The organism is Pseudoscardovia radai, from assembly GCF_002259605.1.
In the GTDB taxonomy this organism is placed as follows: Bacteria; Actinomycetota; Actinomycetes; order Actinomycetales; family Bifidobacteriaceae; genus Pseudoscardovia; species Pseudoscardovia radai.
On record NZ_MWWR01000004.1, the window covers coordinates 141,361 to 161,581 of the forward strand.

Sequence of the window (20,221 nt, forward strand, 5' to 3'; positions counted from 1 at the left end):
ATCGTGGACATACATGTGGGCGCACATGACGGAAAGACAAGAAACGGGAGGAAACATGGCTGCTGAGGCCGCTGTTCGCACAACCGGAGGTCCCCGCGCCGACGCGCGCGGAAAGGAACGTCGGGACGAAGGCCGGGATCCGCGCTCCTGGTGGTCCGGCCGCCCGGGCCTCATCGTGCGCTTCCTCCTGGCGCTCGCCGTCGCCATCGGCATCGCCGTGGCGCTCGCGAACGGCTATGTGTGGTGGATGTCCAACGGCGTCGGTGACGGCGTCACGCTCGATGCCGACACCACGCCCCGCATCGTCGCCATCCGCATCGCCGTGCTCACGCCGCTGCCCCTGCTCGTCTGCTCGTGGTTCGCGCTCGGCTGGAGCCGCGTGAACCGCTGGCTCCACCGCTGGCGCTGGGCCCTCGGCGGCTTCGTGGTCGCGTTCTGCACGGCGCTGTCGCTGTCAGGCTCGTCGCTGAACGGCTGGCACTGGCACCTGCAGTCGGGCAGCATGCTGAACATGACCGTCCTCGGCTACCCGCGCCTGAGCCGCAATGACGAATTCGGCATCAACACGGCGTTCGCCGCGTCGCAGCAGTACAACGGATACGGAGCCACCAACGACTTGCTGGGCGGCGCCGACCCCACCGACATGTTCATCGTCAAGGACGCCCCGATGTTCGGCGTGGGCGAGATCTTCCGCCCCTTCCACTGGGGCTACCTGCTCATGGGCACCAACCACGGCCTGGGCTTCTACTGGTCCGCGCGCCTGGTGGTGCTGTTCCTCGTCGGCTATGAGTTCTTCCGTCTCCTGACGCGCCGCGTGGAGGAGAACGGCGAGGTCACCGAACGCCGCGGGCTCGCGGTTCTCGGCACGTCGCTGATCGCCTTCTCGACCCTCGTTCAGTACTGGTTCGCCGTCAACAACATCGTCGAGATCCTCGTCGCCGTCTTCGGCTCCATCGTCTGCTTCGACCGCTATCTGAGCGCGAACAAGCCGACCATGCGCAATTCCTGGGCGCGCTTCGGCTGGGCCCTGCTCATCGCCGAATGCGCCGGCATGTTCCTGTGGTCTCTGTACCCCGCGTGGATGGTGCCGGCCGGCTATATTCTCGTCGCGCTGATCATCTGGCAGCTCGCCGCCCACTGGGGCGACGTGCATATGCGCACGGCGGACTGGCTGTTCCTCGTCCTGGCCGTCGCGATCTTCGTCGCGCTGACCCTGCTGACAATCAAGGGCTCCGCCGCCGCTATCCATGACGAGCTCAACACCTCGTATCCGGGCCAGAGGGCGGAAACCGGCGGATTCGCCGTGTCCCCGACAACCCTTCTCGGCTCGGCGGGCGCGCAGTTCCTCACGGCCCGCTTCGTCGGCGTTCCGGAGGCGGGGCATATCCCGGCGTTCGTTCCGCTCGGCTTCCTCGTGGCCGTCGCCAATATGTTCGGCAACCGCCGCGGTCACCGCACCGACCCGCTGATGGTCATCCTCATCTTCGAATGCGCCCTGTTCGCCGAGTACATGATCGTCGGCATGCCGGTGGGGCTCGCCAAGGCCACGATGCTCAGCCAGTGCCTGACGCCGCGCGTCTGCCTCGGCTTCGAGCTGGCGAACGTCATCCTCCTCATCCGCGGCATCGCCATGCGCCAGTGGGGTGCCTCGGCCACCACCTCCGTCATCGTCTCCGCAGTGCTCGCCGCGTACGGCGCTCATTTCTCCGAGCGCTTCACCTCGGAGCAGGCGGTGACCCTCGAGGGCGGCGCGGTGTATGTGGTGCCCGTCATCCTCTTCGTCGAGTACTTCGTGCTGGCCATGCTGTGCATGTACCGCGGCGCCGTATGGTCCGATTTCGAGGCCCGCATGCGCGACGCGCACGAGCGCATGGTGTCCAGCCGTCGCCGCGAGCGCATCGTATGGCGGGGCAATCGTGTCTGCCATGCCCTCTGCACGGGCGGCGTGGCCTTCGTCACGCTCGTGACGATCGTCACCGGCATGCTCGTCAACCCCGTGCAGCGCGGAACCTCCGCCCTGCACGATGACCAGGTGCTTCTCGCGTCCCAGGCCGCTGACTCCAAGGAGCCGGGCCTGTTCGTGGCCCTGGGCGACCGCTCGAGCACGAGTAGCATGCTCGCCAACCTCCTGGCGGCCAATGGCCTGCACGTTCTGAACTCCACGCAGGTCACGCCCCACTGGAACCTGTGGAAGCGCATCGACCCGGAGGGCAGGCACGAGGACGGCTACAACCGCTACGCGTACGTCAACATCGTCACGGCCGCCGAGGTGTCGGACGATACCCGTTTCCAGCTGCCGTACGTCGATCTGCTTATCGTCAGGATGACCCCGGCCGAGCTGCATGACCTCGGCGTGACCTACGCGACGAGCGACTCCGACCTGTCGGGCATCCGCGCGGACGGCTGGGGATACAAGAAGATCTCCGAGGACGGCGCCTTCGACCTGTACCGGATCGTGCCCGTCGACGAGCTGCCGCAGTGACCGGCGCGGGCGCGGCCATCCCCTATACTGATAACGACTTATAACGATTGTGTCGCGCCGAATGTCGCGACATCGCGCAATGAGGCCGCGCCGGCCGGAAGGACCTCCTGCCGCGAGCCGGATCGCGGGCATCGCGGAGTGCCGGCCGGGAGCGCGGCCCCCGCGATTCGCGGAACCAGCGAAAGAGACAGGAAGACATGGGCAACAAGGCTACGGCGGCATCCACAACCGAGCAGGCGCAGAAGAAACCCGATGTGGCGATTCTCATCCCCTGCTACAACGAGGAGGTCACGATCGGCAAGGTCGTGAGCGACTTCCGCCGGGTGCTTCCCGACGCCACGGTGTATGTGTTCGACAACAACTCCACCGACCGCACGGCGCAGATCGCGCGCGAGAAAGGCGCCGTCGTGATCAAGGAGCCGCGCCAGGGCAAGGGCCATGTGGTGCGTGCCATGTTCACCCAGGTGGACGCCGACATCTACGTGATGGTGGATGGCGACGACACGTACCCGGCCGAGGCCGCCGTCGATATGGTGAGCAAGGTGGCCGAGGGCTACGACATGGTGGTCGGCGACCGCCTGAGCTCCACGTATTTCGAGGAGAACAAGCGCCCCTTCCACAACACCGGCAACCGCATGGTGCGCGCGTTCATCAACTGGTTCTTCCACGCCCATGTGCATGACATCATGACCGGCTACCGTGCGTTCTCGTATTCCTTCGCCAAGACCTACCCCTGCCTGTCGCGCGGCTTCGAGATCGAGACCGAGATGACGATCTACGCGCTCGACAAGGACGTGCGCATCTTCGAGATGCCGATCCAGTACCGCGACCGCCCCGAGGGCTCCGAGTCCAAGCTCAACACCGTGGGCGACGGCATCAAGGTGCTCGGCACCATCTTCTCGATGATCCGCCAGTACAAGCCCATGCCGTTCTTCAACGTGCTGGGTCTCATCCTTGCGCTGATCGGCGTCATCATGCTCGTGCCCGTGTTCGCCACCTATACGGAAACCGGCCTTGTGCCGCGCTTCCCGACGCTGTTCGTGGCGATGATCCTCATCCTTCTCGCCTGCCTGCTCGTTATCGCGGGCATCATCCTCGACTCGCATGCGCGGCGCGACCGCAGGGATTACATCATCCACGAGAACATGTTCGCGCACCGTCAGCACGACGGGGAGTGACGGAGCCGCGGCGATGCGGTGACGATGGGACGGGTCCGGTGCCGGGGATGGCGCCGGGCCCGCGCCGTTTCGTGCGCGCCGTCCCGCCCTGAGATAGGCGGCATGGTTTAAGATGTCAGCTATGGCAGAAACCTTTGCTCCGAAGAACATCATCGTGACCGGCGGCGCCGGCTTCATCGGTTCGAATTTCGTCCACTACGTCGTTGACAACCATCCCGAGACCCATGTGACGGTTCTCGACGCACTGACCTACGCGGGCAACCTCGACAACCTCAAGGGCATCCCCGAGGACCGCATGGACTTCGTCCACGGCAACATCTGCGACGCCGAGCTGCTCGATAAAATCGTGCCCGGCCACGACGCCATCGTGCATTACGCCGCGGAGTCGCATAACGACAACTCCATTGCTGACCCCGAGCCGTTCGTGCGCACGAACGTCGTCGGCACCTTCCGCCTCCTCGAGGCCGTGCGCAAGTACGGCATCCGCTACCACCACATCTCCACCGACGAGGTGTACGGCGACCTGGCGCTCGACGACCCGCACAAGTTCACCGAGGAGACGCCGTACCACCCGTCCAGCCCGTATTCGTCCACCAAGGCGAGCTCCGACATGCTCGTGCGCGCGTGGACCCGCACCTACGGCCTGCGTACCACCATCTCGAACTGCTCCAACAACTACGGCCCGTACCAGCATGTGGAGAAGTTCATCCCGCGCCAGATCACGAATATCCTCACCGGCGTGCGCCCGAAGCTCTACGGCGCGGGCCTGAACGTGCGCGACTGGATCCACACCGAGGACCATTCCTCCGCCGTGTGGACCATCCTGACCAAGGGCCGCATCGGCGAGACCTACCTCATCGGCGCGAACGGCGAGAAGAACAACATCGACGTGCTGCGCATGATCCTGCGCCTCATGGGCCAGCCGGAGGACGCCTTCGACCACGTCAAGGACCGCCCGGGCCATGACCGCCGCTACGCCATCGACTCCACCAAGCTCCAGACCGAGCTGGGCTGGAAGCCGACGCATACCGATTTCGAATCCGGCCTCAAGGCCACGATCGACTGGTACACGAACAACCCGCAGTGGTGGGAGAAGACCAAGGCCGCGACCGAGGAACGCTACAAGCGCCAGGGCCAGTGAGGCCGTCGCGCAGCGCGGAGATATCGCGTGGCGCGGAGGCGTTGCGCCATCGTGACAACGATGCGACCGTCGCGCAGCGCCGCGTAATCGTGAAACAACGCGGCGCCATCGTGAAGTAAGCAGAGGAAAGACAAGGCAATGGAATTCGAAAAGGAACTCAAGGTCACGAAGACCAACATCCCCGGTCTCATCGTGTTCGACCTGCCGGTGCACGGCGACAACCGCGGCTGGTTCAAGGAGAACTGGCAGCGCGCCAAGGAAACCGCCCTCGGCCTGCCGGACTTCGGCCCCGTGCAGAACAACATCAGCTTCAACACCAAGCGCGGCGTGACGCGCGGCATCCACGCCGAGCCGTGGGACAAGTACATCTCCATCGCCACGGGCTCCGTGTTCGGCGCCTGGGTGGACCTGCGCCCCGGCGACACCTTCGGCGAGGTCTACACCTGCACGCTCGACCCGTCCAAGGCCATCTTCGTGCCGCGCGGCGTGGGCAACTCCTTCCAGACCCTCGAGGACGGCACCGCCTACACCTACCTCGTCAACGCGCACTGGAGCCTCGAGCAGAAGAAGACCTACACCTTCGTGAACCTCGCGGACCCGACGCTGAACATCCAGTGGCCCATCCCGCTGGAGCAGACCGAGCGCTCCGAGGCCGACCTGCACCATCCGTTCCTCGCCGACGCCAAGCCGATGGAACCCAAGCGCACGCTCGTCACCGGCGCCTACGGCCAGCTCGGCCGCGCCATCAAGGAGTACGCCGAGGCGCACGACCTGCGCAACTTCGAGTACCACGACATCGACACCTTCGACTTCTCCGATCCGGCCGCCTACGACCAGTTCGACTGGGACCTGTACGGCACGATCATCAACGCCGGCGCGTTCACGGCCGTCGACAAGGCGGAGACCGCCGAGGGCCGCTCCGCCGCGTGGAAGGCGAACGCCACGGGTCCGGCGCTGCTGGCCAAGGTGGCGCGCGAGCACCACATCACGCTCGTGCATGTGAGCTCCGATTATGTGTTCGACGGCACGCGCGAGCAGCACGGCGAGGACGAGGACTTCGCGCCGCTCGGCGTGTACGGCCAGACCAAGGCCGCGGGCGACATCGCCGTGGACCAGGCGCCGCAGCACTACATCCTGCGCTCCAGCTGGGTGATCGGCGACGGGCATAACTTCGTCAAGACCATGATGGGCCTGTCGGACCGCGTGGCGAACCCGGACGAGGCGCTGAACCAGGTCACGGTGGTGGACGACCAGTACGGCCGCCTCACCTTCACCAAGGACATGGCCGAGGCCATCTTCCATCTGCTCGACTCCTCCGCTCCGTACGGCACGTATAACCTCACGGGGTCCGGCGCCGTCAAGTCGTGGAAGGACATCGCCGCCGAGGTCTTCGACCTCACGAACGGCAACGGCGACGCGGTCAAGCCCGTCACCACGCAGCAGTATTTCGAGGCCGCGAAGAACCCGGTGTCGCCGCGACCGGTTCATTCCGCCCTCGACCTGTCGAAGATCGAGGCCGCCGGCTACACGCCCGCCGATTGGGAGGAATCCCTCAAGGCCTACGTGAAGTCCGAGCTCGCCGCCCGCCAGTAAGCGCGTTCCGCGCGTGGGCGCGGGCGCGGGGCGCGCACGCGGGGTGCGCACGCGGGGCGGGAGTCCCCATGTCCGTAATCCGTATCACTGTTGCGAATTCCTGAACAGTGGTACGAGTTGCGGACTTTTTTCGACGATTTTGGGGTGGAATCGTGGATTTTGGTCCGAAAGCCGTACCAGTGTTTCCGGAGGGGGCGACGATGGTACGGCTCATGACCCCGCCTATCGTCAACGGTGCCTCTTGCTGGTCGCCGCAGTGCCAGTGAGGGGCACTGTTGGGAAAGGATCGGCCTGTTTCCAACGATTGGGTTTCCAACGGTTGGCCTCACTGGTCGTTGTGCTGCCAGTGAGGGGCACTGTTGGTGGGGTGGTTGTTGGGAATGCTGGGCTTTTTCTCCAACGGTGCCTCTTAGTGGTTGATGTGCTGCCAGTGAGGGGCACTGTTGGGCTTGTAGGATGCCGGGCGGGTGAGTATCGGTCCGCAACCTATCACATCGTTTTCGTTTCCGTAACAGTGTGATGGCTTGCGGACATTTTTCGACGATTTTGGGGTCGGAATCGTGGATTTTGGTCCGAAAGCCATCACATTGTTATGAATTCCGTACCGCTGTTCTGAGGACGGAGTCGAGACGATGCCGGGACAGAGTGGAGGGGCGAAGTCGGGATGGAGCCGGGACGATGGCGTGCGCTCCGGCGGATCGTTCGCGGGGCGGGTGCTAGCTTGGGGGGTGTTCGCGCGCAATCGTGCGAATCCGGACACCGGAGAAGAAGGACGGACCGTTGACATCCGAATCATTGGAACCCAAGGCGCACGGCGTCGCCGACGCCGCGCGCCAGACCACCCAAGCCAGACGCCTCAGCCGCGCCGGGCGGCATCGCAATCGTATGAACCCCGCGCGCAGCACGCCACCCAGCACCGCACGCCCGACATGACCTGGCCGCAGCCCGCGCAGCCCGCCGCGCCCGCGCCAGCCACCTCCGCCGCGCCCGCGCCACCCGCCACCTCCACCGCCCCCACCACCGCGCACAAGCGCCCGCGGCAGTCGAACGTGGAGCTGCTGCGCATCGTCGCGATGCTCATGATCGTGCTCCACCACATCATCATGGACGGGGCGATGTCGCAGTCGAATATCGGCGTCGTCGTCGGTGGATTCACCGAACCGCATTTCTACAAGCGGCTGCTGATCTTCCACATCGCGAGCACCTGGGGGCCGGTCGGCAACGCCGTGTTCATCCTGATCTCCGGATACTTCCTCGTTGGCAAGGGGCGGAAGGTCAATATCGGCAAAAGCGCCTCGAAGCTGCTGCTGCAGCTGCTGTTCGCCACCGTCGTGCTGGTGGTCGCGTCGTTCGCCGTGTTCCGCGCGCCGGACGGCCGCGGCTCGTTCGCGGCGATGGTGACCATGCTCGACTTCAACAACATCGCATGGTTCATCGGGTATTACTTCCTCGTGGTGCTCGTCGGATTCCTTTTCCTCAACGAGATGCTCGACCGCTTCACCGAGCGCCAGTACCTGGTGTTTCTCCTGGCGCTGCTCGGCGTGGTCTCGTTCCAGTGGAGCGGCGCGCTTTTCGAGGCGCTTGCGTTCGGGCTGCGCACCTTCGGCGGGGGGAGTGCTGCTGTATGCAATCGGCGGATACATGCGCAGGTTCGACACGTTCCGCCGCATCCGTGCCTGGGTGTGGTGGGCCGTCATCATCATGGTGAACGCGCTGGTGGTCGTCTCGTGCTACAACTCCACGCAGACGCATATCAAGGACTGGACCCAGAACCCCACCGGCCAGCCGTTCCAGCATCAGATCGACATCTACCCGAATTATTCGCTGTGGATCATCATCCTCGGCGTCGCCATGTTCGAGCTGTTCCTCCGCCTGCGCATCCCCACCTCGCGCGTCATCAACTACCTGGCGAGCGCCACGTTCATGGTGTATCTGATTCACAGCAACTCGTTCTTCTACAGCATCTGGGGCCGCGTGCATTGGATCGACCTGCTCGCCGCCTCGCCGAAGGCGTTCGTGCTCAAGTGGTTCGAGTGGGCGCTCCTCACCTTCGCGTGCGGCGTGGTGGCGTATGCCGTCTACCAGCTCCTGAGCGCGATTCTGCGCCTGATGCGTCCGTTGTTCCTGCGCGACCCCGGCCGCCATGTGGGTGCTGTGAGTGTCGGTGCGGGTGCGGCTGCTGGCGCGGACGCTGCCGGTGCGGGCGCTGGCGCGGGTGCGGGCGCCTGAGTCCCTCCCACACGATTCCGCAAGCCATCACATTGTTGTGAATTCCTGAACAGTGTGATGGCCTGCGGACATTTTTCGACGATTTTGGGGTCAAAATCGTGGATTTTGGTCCGAAAGCCATCACATTGTTCTTGGAAGGGCGCCCGCCCGCGCGCTCGCCCGTCCGCCCGCCCGCGCCCCCCGCCGCGCCCCGCCCCCGCTCGTGGAATTTGTATGAAGAGACGCGGGATTTCGCATGGACCCGGCGTAACTGTAACATTATTGAAGATTGGCGATTCGCCGCCCCGGCGAACCGCACCCGCACAAGCCCCCGCGCCCCGAAGGCGCCCCGGTGCAATGCCCAAGCGAAGTCCAAGCGAAAGGGAACCATGAAGGGGATCATCCTCGCCGGTGGATCCGGCACCCGTCTCTATCCTCTGACGACGGTGACGTCGAAGCAGCTTCTTCCGGTGTACGACAAGCCGATGATCTACTATCCGCTGAGCGTGCTCATGATGGCCGGCATCCGCGACGTGCTCGTCATCTCCACGCCGAAGGACCTGCCGAACTTCGAGCGGCTTCTCGGCGACGGCTCCCAGTACGGCATCTCCCTGAGCTATAAGGTGCAGCCCAGCCCCGACGGCCTCGCGCAGGCGTTCCTGCTCGGCGAGGACTTCATCGCCGGCGACTCATGTGCCCTCGTGCTCGGCGACAACATCTTCTACGGCAACGGCCTGAGCAACCTGCTCACGCGCGCCACGCACGTCGAGCACGGCGCCACCGTCTTCGGCTACTACGTCGACGATCCCGAGCGCTACGGCGTGGTGGAGTTCGACGAGAACAAGAAGGTCGTCTCCATCGAGGAGAAGCCGGAGCATCCCGCGTCCAACTACGCGGTCACCGGCCTGTACTTCTACGATAACCGCGTCGTCGATTTCGCCAAGCGCGTCAAGCCCTCCGCCCGCGGCGAGCTCGAGATCACCGACCTCAACAAGATGTATCTGGCCGATGGGTCGCTGAACGTCGTGACGCTCGGCCGCGGCTATGCCTGGCTCGATACGGGCACGATGGACTCGCTGTACGAGGCAGGCGAATTCGTGCGCACGGTGGAGCGCGCGCAGGGCCTGCCGATTTCCGTGCTCGAGGAAATCGCCTTCGAGAACGGCTGGATCGACCGCGACCAGCTCGTCGCCGCCGCGCACGCGTACGGCAAGTCGAACTACGGCAAGCACCTCAAGCAGGTGGCCGCCAATCGCGTCATCTCCAAGCCGAACGATTAGGGCTAAAGCCCGCGGCCGGCGCCCCGCGTCCCGCGCCGTGCCCCCCCCACACGCGCATCACCACACGTCACAGACCACAGAAGAATACGAGGTAGATCAACACATGGCTCAGAACGAAGACAAGACGCTGACGCCGGGAACGACGAACCGTCTTGCGATTTTCTGCTTCTACGACAAAGACGGCCACGCCGGCGACTACGTGAGCGTGTTCCTCAGGGCGCTGATGCCGCATGTGCGCCGTCTCGTCATCGTGTCGAACGGTGACCTTGACGACGCCACGCGCCACATGTTCAAGAGCTTCACGCCGCATGTCATTGAGCGCGAGAACAAGGGCCTCGACACCGCCGCCTACAAGCAGGTGCTGCTCCAGGTGGGCTGGGACCAGCTCGAGCAGTTCGACGAGGTCATCTGTTGCAACGACACCTGCTACGGCCCGGTCTACCCGTTCTCCGAGGTCTTCGACGAGATGAACACCCGCCCGGTGGATTTCTGGGGCATGACGGCCTACGCCGGCAACACCATGACGAACGACGAGGTGCTTCCGCTGCATCTGCAGGCCTACTGGCACGTCTACCGCCGTTCGCTTGTCAGCTCCGACGCCTTCCATGAGTATTGGGAGTCCATGAAGCCGTCGAACGACTACGCGTTCAACACGCGCCAGCACGAGATCCCCTTCACCCAGCACTTCGCCGACCTCGGCTTCACGTGGGACGCCTACGTGGACTGGCGCAAGTACGAGGGCTACACGCCGTACTCGCTGCTCGACATGCCGATGGAAACCGTGCGTGACTCGCGCTGCCCGTTCATCAAGCGCAAGATCTTCGCCATTCCGCCCATCGTGGGCCTCGAGCACACCGCCGTGCAGACCGTCAAGCAGGTCTACGATTTCGTCTTCGAGCACACGGACTACGACACCGACCTCATCTGGCAGGACCTCCTGCGCGGGCACAACGTCTCCGACCTGCGCCAGATCATGCACCTCGAGTACATCCTGCCGAGCCACACGCTCAACCCGAGCCGCCCGCAGCAGGGCAAGCCCGCCCCGCATCGTGTGCGCAGCGCCTTCATCTACCACATCTTCTTCCTCGACCTGCTCGACGACACCCTGCACTATTTCGCGAACATCCCCGAGGAAACCGACGCCTACATCACCACGAACCCCGACAAGGTCGACCAGATCCGCGAGGCGCTCAAGGAGCACGGCATCACGCGCCCCGTCACGTTCATCCCGGTGGAGAACCGCGGCCGTGATGTCTCCGCGCTGTTCGTGGCCTCGCGCGACGTGGTGCTGTCGGGCAAATACGATGTGATCGGCTTCGCACATGACAAGAAATCCACGCAGAACACGGCCGAGCTCGGCCGCCAGGGCACGGAGGCGCTCGCCTTCGGCCAGAAGCTCATGGAGAACACGCTCGGCAGCCGCGAATACGCGGAGAACGTGCTCACGCTGTTCTCCGACAACGAGCGCCTCGGCCAGGTCTGCCCGCCGCCGCCGTACCACGCCGTGTACTTCCCGGTCACCAAGCCGCTGGACTGGGGCCCGAACTACGATGCCACCATCAACCTGCTGCACCGCATGAACATCAACGTGCCGATCTCGAGCTTCGCGAACACCGTGAGCGCCATCGGATCGTGCTACTGGTTCCGCGTGGACGCACTGCGCCCGCTGTTCGACCTCGCCCTCGACTACACGGACTTCCTGCCCGAAGGCGAGATGGGCCCCGACGGCACCATCTCCCACGCCATCGAGCGTGCGAACGGCTATGTGGCGCAGTCGCAGGGCTACTACCCGGCGTGGGTCATGACCGACGAATACGCCCGCATCGAGGCCAGCACGCTCAACACGCTGCTCGATAACTTCGTCGGCTCCCTGCCGCCGAGCCTGCGCGGCATCACACCGTACAAGACGCTGCAAAAGCAGAGCCCCGCGCATCGATACGTGTACGAGGGCGCCGAGGTGGCCACGCGCGGCGTGAACTGGGTGTGGCAGCACAGCGTCGACAAGCTCCCCGCGCGCATCTCGCAGCCCCTTGGCCGCGGCCGCGCGAAGGTCGACATCGGTCTGCGCCGCCTCGCGCACGCCATGCTCAACCGCCTGCGCGCCTTCCGCCAGCGCTAGTTTCGCTTTCGGGCGCCGGTTCCGACCGGCGCCCGTCTTGGCAACCCCGCACGCCGTATGTGGCGTGCATCTTTCCCTCCCTTTCCTTGTCCCAGTGATAGGATTCGTATTCCATGAATAACAGTGTCACAGAGCCGAATCGTGACGCCGCCGGCGCGGCATCCGCCGCGGCGGCCGCCCCGAAGCCGGCCAAGCCTGTCGAGACCGGCAAGAGCAACTACTCGCTTGTCGTTCTCAAGGAACTCGTCAAAACCGACTTCAAGATGCGCTACCAGGGCTCGCTGCTCGGCGTGGCGTGGACGGTGCTCAAGCCGCTCATGCTGTTCGTCGTCATGTACTTCGTGTTCGTGCGCTTCCTGAAGTTCACCGACGGCACGCCGCATTTCGCCATGGTGCTGTTGCTCGGCATCGTGCTGTGGAACTTCTTCGCCGAAGCCACGAACATGGGAATGCAATCCATCGTGTCGCGCGGCGACCTCATGCGCAAGGTGCATTTCCCGAACTACATCATCGTCATCGCCGCCACGCTGAACTCCATGATCTCCCTGGCCATCAACCTCGGCGTGGTCATCGTGTTCAGCATCATCAACGGCGTGCATTTCACATGGCGCGTGGCGCTCGTGCCGGTCGGCATCCTCGAGCTGTACGCCATCACCGTGGGCGTGGCCCTGATGCTCGCCACCTTCAACGTGTACTACCGCGACATCCAGCATCTGTGGGAAGTTTTCCTCCAGGCGCTGTTCTACGCCATGCCTATCATCTACCCGCTGTCGATGGCCGTGAACGTCTCGCCGCGCTTCGCCGAACTCATCCTGCTCAACCCGGTGGCGCAGACCATCCAGGACATCCGCTACTGGCTTATCGCGCCCGAGACCACGCCGACCACGTGGAACTACATCCACGATCCGTGGGTCGCCGCCATCCCGCTGCTGCTCGTGGCCGCCGTGCTCGCGCTCGGCATCTACGTCTTCAACCGCAACAGCCGCAAGTTCGCGGAAATCATGTAAGGGGCCGGGAATGACTTCGAAATCGTCTGAAAAATCGTCTCGCGACGCCGCGGCCTCCGCGCCGTCCTCTCCGTCAGTGCCTTCCTCGCTCGACGAGGAAACCATCATCACCGCGGCGGGCGAACGCCATGAGACCACCGAGGAGGCGCTCGAAAGCCCCGACACCACCGATGACCTTCCCGAGGATGTCGTGCTGCGCGTCAACCACGTGTCGAAGGTGTTCCGCCTCCCCACCGAGCGCGCGAGCGGCCTCAAGCAGGCGTTCATCAACTGGACGCGCGGCATCAAGGGCTACCGTGAGCAGCAGGTTCTGCGTGACATCTCCTTCGACGTGCACCGCGGCGACTTCTTCGGAATCGTGGGGCGCAACGGATCGGGCAAGTCCACGCTGCTCAAGCTCATCTCCGGCATCTACGTGCCCGAGTCCGGGCAGATCATGCGCCGCGGCAAGCTCGTGCCCTTCATCGAGCTGGGCGTCGGCTTCAACCCGGAGCTGACCGGCCGCGAGAACGTGTATCTCAACGGCGCGCTCCTGGGCTTCAGCCGCACCGAGATCGACGCCATGTACGACGACATCGTGCAGTTCGCCGAGCTCGAGGACTTCATGGACCAGAAGCTCAAGAACTACTCGTCCGGCATGCAGGTCAGGCTCGCCTTCTCCGTCGCCATCAAGGCGCAGGGCGACATCCTCGTGCTCGACGAGGTGCTCGCCGTGGGCGACGAGGCGTTCCAGCGCAAGTGCAATAACTTCTTTGCCAGCATCAAGAAGGATCCCACGAAAACCGTCATTCTCGTGACGCATGACATGGGCGCCGTGAAGAAGTACTGCAACCGCGCCATCCTCATCAAGGACGGGCGGATCGTGGAGTCCGGGAACAAGGACGATGTGGCGGATCGCTATTCGCTTGAGAACCTCGAGCCGCTGTCGACGCCCGCGCCGGCTCCTGCGCCCGCGCCCGCGGAAGGCGAAGGGGCAGGCGAGGGCTCCGGCGAGGCCGAGGCTTCGGGTGATGCCGCTGCTGCCGCCGCCGCGCAGCCTGCGCCCGAGCAATATCCGCTCGGCCTCAACGCGCGTGTGCCGCTGCTGCGCGTCAACGCCGTGAGCTCCCCCGTGGTGAGTTCCGACGATGAGTTCACCTTCGACGTGGAGTACCGCTTCGACGAGAAGACGCCGTTCTTCCTCACCTTCGCGCTGCAGGACATGACCCGCGGCGGCACCACGTACGAGCCCGGCATGCTGCCGATGACCCGCACGGGGCACCAGAAGGTGAGCTTCACGCTGCCTATGCGCGCGTTCACGTCCACCGACTTCAAGATCGTGGCGTCGCTGTCGGAGCCCGATCCGGAGAACCCGGAGGAGACGCAGCGCATCGCGTTCACGAATAACGAGAACTCCCTCATGTTCACCGTCCGCAATGACGGCGAGAAAACCCACGACGGCCTCATCAAGCAGACCTGGTTCGACCTCCACCAGCACTACGAAGACATGGACGCGGAGTCGGAGCCTGGTACGGATGCGGAGTCTGGCGCCACGGACGCTGCGTAGTGCCTGGGATTGAATCCCTCAGTGAGTCGAATTGTTCGTAACCCATCACATTGTTATGAATTCCGTAACAGTGTGATGGGTTACGGACATATTTGGGGTCTTTCGGCCTCGGAATCGGGGATTTCTGTCCGTAAGCCATCACATTGTTCGTGGGGAGCGACGATGGTCTCGCTCATGACCCGTCTATCGTCAAGGGTGCCTCTTGCTGGTCGCTTGCGTGCCAGTGAGGGGCACTGTTGGGGAAGAATCGGCTTGTTTCCAACGATTGTGTCTTCAACGGTGGGCTTCGCTGGTCGTTGCGCTGCCAGTGAGGGGCACCGTTGGTGGGGTGGTTGTTGGGAATGCTGGGCTTTTTCTCGAACGGTGGGCTTCGCTGGTTGCTGGCGTGCTAGTGAGGGGCACTGTTGGGGAAGGATTGGCTTGTTTCCAACGATTGGGTCTCCAACGGTGGGCTTCGCTGGTCGCTTGCGTGCCAGCGAGAGGCACCGTTGGGTTCGCGGGGTGCCGGGCGGGTGTGCGGGAAGGGGACTACTCGCCTGAGGTGGTGGAAGAGGGGCGGTCCTCCGGGGAGGATTCCGTCGAAGTCGCCGTGGCCGTGGTCACACGTGCGGAATCGGACGGCTCCGAGGCCTGCGCGCCTTCGCCGCGGGTCGGATCGCCGAACCACGCGTTGTAGAACAGCGTGAAGTTGCGGTTGCCGTAGGTCGAGCACGCGTCGCCCTCGCCGCCGGTGCCGTTCGCCAGCCCGGCCAGCGCGGCCTCGTTCGGCTGGTACGGCGTGTAGATGTACAGCATGGCGGTGGCGTCGTTCTCGATATAGACCTTGCTGCCGCCGCACGATTCATTGGGGTTGTACTGGATGTAGTCGGTGGTGCGCGGGCGATACGAGTAATCGGTGAAATGCGCCTGGTAGTAGCGCAGTCGGTGCGCCGCGCCATACACTTGGTTGAAGAATCCGTAATATGCCGTATCGCAATCGCCGTCGTCAGGGCAGGAGAGTCCCATCGCAATCGTGTAGTTCGACTCCTCCGGCTCCGCGGCCGTCACAAGTCCCTGCTCTTTCTGCAGCATCACGATGAGCACGCGCGGATTGATGCGGCAGCTCTGCGCCACGCCACTGATGATATCCGCCGCGCTTTCGTCGCTCGACGCTGTGTAGCCCGAGCACAGCGAGTCCGATTCCTCGTCTTTGGTTTCGAAGGTTTTCGTGGCGAGGCATTCCGAACTGCTGCAGCGCACGCCGCGTGTGCCGAGGAAGTCCTGGATCTCGTCAGTGGTCATGGAGGTGGAGTCGAACATCTCGTCGTCCGAGATAATAAGCCCGGGGTTGAAGCCGTACTGCCGCGCCATCGTGGCCTGGTCGCTCAGGTAGGCGCTGATTTCGGTTGCGCGGCGCTGCGCGATGACGGCCGTGGCCACCAGCGCCACGACGACCAGAGCCGCCACGATGGCGAGGGCGATGGTGGAGATCCATGTGGAGCGGCTCCACGATGCGGTCCGTCCGGTTTTTGCCGCGGGGGAGGAGGGTGCGGCCGGGGTTGCGGTGGCGGCTGCGGCCGGGGTTGCGGTGGCGGTCTCGCCGGTGGTTGCGCCGGTCGACGATTCATCCGCCGTTGTGGTGGAGTCGCTATCCAGAGTGGCACCCGCCGTCGTGTCGTCTGTCGTCGTGTCGTCTGCCGTCGTATCGTCCGTCATCGTATCGTCCGACGCCACGACGTCTCGTGACGCGCCGTCTGCCATCGTCGTTGCGTCATTCACCACGCCGGCGCCATCGTGTTCATTCACCGCATCGTCTGCGTTCATAGCCATCCTGTCTGTTCGTCTGCACAGCCTATCGTATGCGCCGCCTTGTATGAGCGATGCCGCGCCGTTCGCGCTGCGCCCGCCGTGCGCACCCCACGCCCGCGCCTCGCCGCAAAAGTGAAGAGCATGTTCCAATCCGGTGTCAATGCCGGGACGGTCAATATAGTAAGTTAGTATTCTCTGTTGGGAAAACGTTGAAAACAGAACAGAAAGTCTAGAACCTATGACCGAGAAGAAGTCTGTTGTCATCATCGGTGGCGGCCCCGCGGGCCTCACCGCCGCATACGAGCTTCTCAAGGATAACGGCGCTGAAAACTACGACGTCACCCTGCTCGAAGCGAGCGACACATTCGGCGGCATTTCGCGCACCGTCAAGCACAACGGGAACCGTATGGACATCGGCGGACATCGTTTCTTCTCCAAGGACGACCGCGTGATGGACTGGTGGAAGAACATCCTTCCGCTCCAGGGCGCCCCGTCCTACGATGACAAGAAGCTCGGTCGCAAGCACGACCTCGAGCCCGGCGGCCCCGACCCGGAGAAGGTCGACAAGGTCATGCTCAAGCGCCATCGCGTGTCGCGCATCTACTGGCACGGCCACTTCTTCGACTACCCGGTGAGCCTGTCGATGGACACGCTCAAGAACATGGGCTTCGCGCAGGCCATGAAGGTCGGCTTCTCGTACCTGAAGTCCCTGGTGCACAAGCTGCCCGAGACGAATCTCGAGAACTTCTACATCAACCGCTTCGGCCGCGCCCTGTACGGCATGTTCTTTGAGGGCTACACCGAGAAGCTGTGGGGCCGTCACCCGTCCGTGATCTCCGCCGACTGGGGTTCGCAGCGCGTCAAGGGCATCTCCATCTCCGCCGTCCTCAAGGACGCGTGGGGCAAGCTCATCGGCAAGCAGAAGAAGGCCGGCGAGGGCGAGACCTCGCTGATCGAGGAATTCTGGTACCCGAAGTACGGCCCGGGCCAGCTGTGGGAGACCGTCGCCAAGATCGACATGGGCAACGGCTGCACCATCATCAAGAACGCCACCGTGACCAAGGTCAACGAGAAGGACGGCAAGATCGCGTCCGTGGTGTACGTGGATGCGAACGGCAAGGAAACGACGCTGGACGGCGATATCTTCATCTCCTCCATGCCGATCAAGGACCTCGTCAACGCCATCGACGCGGGCGAGACCACCGAGCCGGTGGCCAAGGAGCAGCTCAAGATCGCCAACGGCCTGCCGTACCGCGACTTCGTGACCGTCGGCCTGCTCGTCGACAAGCTCAACCTGAAGAACCAGACGAATATCCCGACGCTCGGCAACCCGCCGATCGTGCCGGATTGCTGGATCTACGTGCAGGACACCTCCGTCAAGGTCGGCCGCATCCAGATCTTCAACAACTGGAGCCCGTACCTCGTCGAGGACGTGGACAACAAGGTGTGGATCGGCCTCGAGTACTTCTGCAACGAGGGCGACGACTTCTGGAACCAGTCCGACAAGGAGGGCATCGACCAGGCCATCCGCGAGCTGGTGAAGATGCATATCATCAGCTCCAAGAAGGATGTGCTCGACGCGCACCGCGAGCGCGTGAAGAAGGCCTACCCGGCGTACTTCGACACCTGGTACGACATGGACAAGCTCACCCCGTGGCTCGACGGCTTCGGTAACCTCTACTGCGTCGGCCGCAACGGCCAGCATCGCTACAACAACATGGATCACTCCATGGTGACCGCGATGGAGGCCGTGGAGAACATCAAGACCGGCCGCGACGATAAGTCCAACGTCTGGTCCGTGAACACCGATAAGGCGTACCACGAGGCGAAGGAAGAGAAGTAGGGTTTCGCTCTCTTCGTTGTTGCGGGGCTTCGAACCGATGGGTTCGAGGCCCCGTTTTTGTTGGGGTTGGTGGGGGAGGTGGGGAGAGGCCGTTCGGTGTGAGCGTTCGCTCACGTTGAATGCGGTTGACCCCGTGTCGGAGGGGGTTGGCGGGGGTCGGGGCCGTTCAGTGTGCACACTCGCTCACACTGAAGGCCGGTTTGGCGTCATCGCCCTGCTTGGCTGGGCGCTTCGTGGTTCGCGGCGAGGATTCTTCGCCTTGAAGCACGATTGTTGGATCCCGGCTCGTTCCGTGGCGGGTTTCCGGGGCTCGTGGCGAGGATTCTTCGCCATGGGGCACGATTTTCGGGGCGTGGCCTGTTCTGCGGTGGTTTTCCGGTGTTCGTGGCGAGGATTCTTCGCCATGGGGCACGATTTTCGGGGCGTGGCCCGTTCTGCGGTGGTTTTCCGGTGTTCATGGCGAGGATTCTTCGCCATGGAGGGTGTTTTCCCGTGGGTTTGGACCGTGTGGATTGGGAATCGTGGTTCGTGGCGAGGATTCTTCGCCTTGAAGCACGATTGTTGGATCCCGGCTCGTTCCGTGGCGGGTTTCCGGTGTTCGTGGCGAGGATTCTTCGCCATGGGGCACGATTTTCGGGGCGTGGCCCGTTCTGCGGTGGTTTTCCGGTGTTCGTGGCGAGGATTCTTCGCCACCAACACCCGCCTGCGCGCCCCGCACACGCAAAGAAGGGGACAGAGGAAAGAGAAGGGGAGAGAGAAAATAAAGAAAGGGGCTGAGAACACAAAGAAGAGGCGAAGGGCACAAAGAGGGAGCGAAGGAAACAAAGAGGGGCGCGAAGCACACGAAGAAAGGGGGCGGAGGAACCTTTCGGCTCCTCCGCCCCCAATCGAGAGAGGAAGGTGAGTTAGGCGTTGAGCACCAGGAAGTCCGGGCGTTCAACACCAGCGGTGACTCCAGGGACCGAGGAGACCTGTCCGTCCTTGACGTTGAACAGGATCTCACCCTCCGTGAGGATGATGGCGTTCAGCCTGTTACGCTGAGCCAGGTCCATGAAGTTGTTGGTGCCGGCGGCCAGTGCAGCCGTTGCCCAGACATCGGCAAGTGCCAAGTCGGGGGACACAATCGTCGTCTGCTCGCAGTCGCGGGGGCCGAGATACTCGAAGGTGCTGGCCTCCATGTTCGCGAACGACGTGGAAATCGCGCCGTTGCGAAGCACGATCTGCTGAAGCGGGGCGCTGGAATCCAGGGAGTTCTTGATCGGAACGTTCCAGTTCAGATCGAAGTCGTCTGCCGTGGCGTAAATCGTGTCGTTGCGGGAACCGAGCGAAGCGGACTGCGCCGTACCATCCGCGACGAGCGGACGGACATAGCGGTTGAAGGCTTCGTTGATGGCCCAGCCGCGGAGCATTCCGAACGGGTCGAGCTTCCCGCCGCGGAACGGCTGGAAGTAACCCTCGGTCACACGATGTGCCTCGACGCACTTAGACACGACCTGAAGGAAGTCATTATTTTCGGTCAGGCCGCTGTCGTCGCCACCGTTATAACGCGAAAGCAACGACGTCGCCGACTTCGGAGAGAACGTATCGGAGACGTACTTCAGGAACTTTTGGATCTCAATCGTCTGGTCATCGAGGATGTTCTCATCCTCGACTCGCATCTGGAGAACGTACGGGGCGCCCTCGACGGGGATGACGCGGAGATGGAGCTGCTGTGCTGAAGTCTTCGGCGTTTCGGCTGCTTTCTCTTCGCGTCCGAAAAGATGAAAATGGGAAGTGAATCCTGCGGCGGTCATTGTAAGCTCCTTTCGTCATCATCGAACCGTGAGCACGATCTTCGGGATCGACGAGATGTCAAGCAGCCTTGTGGGTTCGCTTTGTACCGACGAAACGGTTCGTTGTCTCGACGGCCTTATCTGCCAGTCCCTTGTTTCCTCTATCGGTTTTTATTTTACCATTGCGCATCATAACCCTCTCGGCGTGTCGCCTACAAATCGTGTGAAAATTAGGCGACAAAACTGACACTATTCGTTGAAATG

Annotated in this window: 11 protein-coding genes and 1 pseudogene; 10 read left to right on the forward strand and 2 right to left on the reverse strand. The window is 63.4% G+C overall.

The features are described 5' to 3' along the window. Positions 1–55 precede the first annotated feature (55 nt). From PSRA_RS02640 to PSRA_RS02680, 9 genes and pseudogenes are all read left to right on the forward strand, one after another. Entirely contained in the window at positions 56–2,482 is a 2,427-nt protein-coding gene (locus PSRA_RS02640; protein WP_094660349.1) for a DUF7657 domain-containing protein, read from the forward strand. A gap of 197 nt (positions 2,483–2,679) precedes the next feature. Beyond that, positions 2,680–3,660 carry a glycosyltransferase family 2 protein gene (locus tag PSRA_RS02645; protein WP_094660350.1) on the forward strand — a complete coding sequence of 327 codons (981 nt, stop codon included), beginning with the start codon at positions 2,680–2,682 and terminating at the stop codon, positions 3,658–3,660. Positions 3,661–3,781: 121 nt separating this feature from the next. Beyond that, positions 3,782–4,801 carry a dTDP-glucose 4,6-dehydratase gene (gene rfbB / locus PSRA_RS02650; RefSeq protein WP_169712463.1) on the forward strand — a complete coding sequence of 340 codons (1,020 nt, stop codon included), beginning with the start codon at positions 3,782–3,784 and terminating at the stop codon, positions 4,799–4,801. A gap of 138 nt (positions 4,802–4,939) precedes the next feature. Continuing rightward, positions 4,940–6,394: a sugar nucleotide-binding protein gene (locus PSRA_RS02655; RefSeq protein WP_094660353.1), complete on the forward strand. Its 1,455-nt coding sequence runs from the start codon at positions 4,940–4,942 to the stop codon at positions 6,392–6,394. A 1,103-nt stretch (positions 6,395–7,497) separates the two neighbouring features. Beyond that, positions 7,498–8,623 (forward strand): annotated as a pseudogene (locus tag PSRA_RS09735) (acyltransferase family protein). Positions 8,624–8,991: 368 nt separating this feature from the next. Continuing rightward, positions 8,992–9,882, forward strand: a complete 891-nt coding sequence (gene rfbA, locus PSRA_RS02665) for a glucose-1-phosphate thymidylyltransferase RfbA (protein ID WP_094660357.1) — start codon at positions 8,992–8,994, stop codon at positions 9,880–9,882. Positions 9,883–9,985: 103 nt separating this feature from the next. Beyond that, the gene (locus tag PSRA_RS02670; RefSeq protein ID WP_094660359.1) at positions 9,986–12,001 is read left to right on the forward strand and encodes a rhamnan synthesis F family protein; all 2,016 of its coding nucleotides are present in this window, start codon (positions 9,986–9,988) and stop codon (positions 11,999–12,001) included. A 113-nt stretch (positions 12,002–12,114) separates the two neighbouring features. Beyond that, positions 12,115–13,008: an ABC transporter permease gene (locus PSRA_RS02675; protein ID WP_094660361.1), complete on the forward strand. Its 894-nt coding sequence runs from the start codon at positions 12,115–12,117 to the stop codon at positions 13,006–13,008. 10 nt (positions 13,009–13,018) lie between these two features. After that, complete coding sequence (locus PSRA_RS02680) at positions 13,019–14,554, forward strand: ABC transporter ATP-binding protein (protein ID WP_094660362.1); 1,536 nt, start codon at positions 13,019–13,021, stop codon at positions 14,552–14,554. Between the two features lie 528 nt (positions 14,555–15,082). Here PSRA_RS02680 and PSRA_RS09470 read toward each other — a convergent pair. Then, entirely contained in the window at positions 15,083–16,357 is a 1,275-nt protein-coding gene (locus tag PSRA_RS09470; RefSeq protein WP_094660364.1) for a hypothetical protein, read from the reverse strand. A gap of 223 nt (positions 16,358–16,580) precedes the next feature. Between PSRA_RS09470 and PSRA_RS02690 the strand changes: the two genes are divergently transcribed. Next, positions 16,581–18,185: an NAD(P)/FAD-dependent oxidoreductase gene (locus PSRA_RS02690; protein WP_094660366.1), complete on the forward strand. Its 1,605-nt coding sequence runs from the start codon at positions 16,581–16,583 to the stop codon at positions 18,183–18,185. Between the two features lie 905 nt (positions 18,186–19,090). Here PSRA_RS02690 and PSRA_RS02695 read toward each other — a convergent pair. Further along, entirely contained in the window at positions 19,091–19,978 is an 888-nt protein-coding gene (locus PSRA_RS02695) for a hypothetical protein (protein ID WP_094660367.1), read from the reverse strand. Positions 19,979–20,221: the final 243 nt, after the last annotated feature.

Excerpts from the sequence above, each read along its gene's own strand:
- PSRA_RS02655 (WP_094660353.1), top strand. The coding sequence starts at position 4,940 with ATGGAATTCGAAAAGGAACTCAAGGTCACGAAGACCAACATCCCCGGT.
- PSRA_RS02680 (WP_094660362.1), top strand. The coding sequence starts at position 13,019 with ATGACTTCGAAATCGTCTGAAAAATCGTCTCGCGACGCCGCGGCCTCC.
- PSRA_RS02670 (WP_094660359.1), top strand. The coding sequence starts at position 9,986 with ATGGCTCAGAACGAAGACAAGACGCTGACGCCGGGAACGACGAACCGT.
- PSRA_RS02675 (WP_094660361.1), top strand. The coding sequence starts at position 12,115 with ATGAATAACAGTGTCACAGAGCCGAATCGTGACGCCGCCGGCGCGGCA.
- rfbB (WP_169712463.1), top strand. The coding sequence starts at position 3,782 with ATGGCAGAAACCTTTGCTCCGAAGAACATCATCGTGACCGGCGGCGCC.
- PSRA_RS02695 (WP_094660367.1), bottom strand. The coding sequence starts at position 19,978 with ATGACCGCCGCAGGATTCACTTCCCATTTTCATCTTTTCGGACGCGAA.
- PSRA_RS02645 (WP_094660350.1), top strand. The coding sequence starts at position 2,680 with ATGGGCAACAAGGCTACGGCGGCATCCACAACCGAGCAGGCGCAGAAG.
- PSRA_RS09470 (WP_094660364.1), bottom strand. The coding sequence starts at position 16,357 with ATGAACGCAGACGATGCGGTGAATGAACACGATGGCGCCGGCGTGGTG.
- PSRA_RS02690 (WP_094660366.1), top strand. The coding sequence starts at position 16,581 with ATGACCGAGAAGAAGTCTGTTGTCATCATCGGTGGCGGCCCCGCGGGC.
- PSRA_RS02640 (WP_094660349.1), top strand. The coding sequence starts at position 56 with ATGGCTGCTGAGGCCGCTGTTCGCACAACCGGAGGTCCCCGCGCCGAC.
- rfbA (WP_094660357.1), top strand. The coding sequence starts at position 8,992 with ATGAAGGGGATCATCCTCGCCGGTGGATCCGGCACCCGTCTCTATCCT.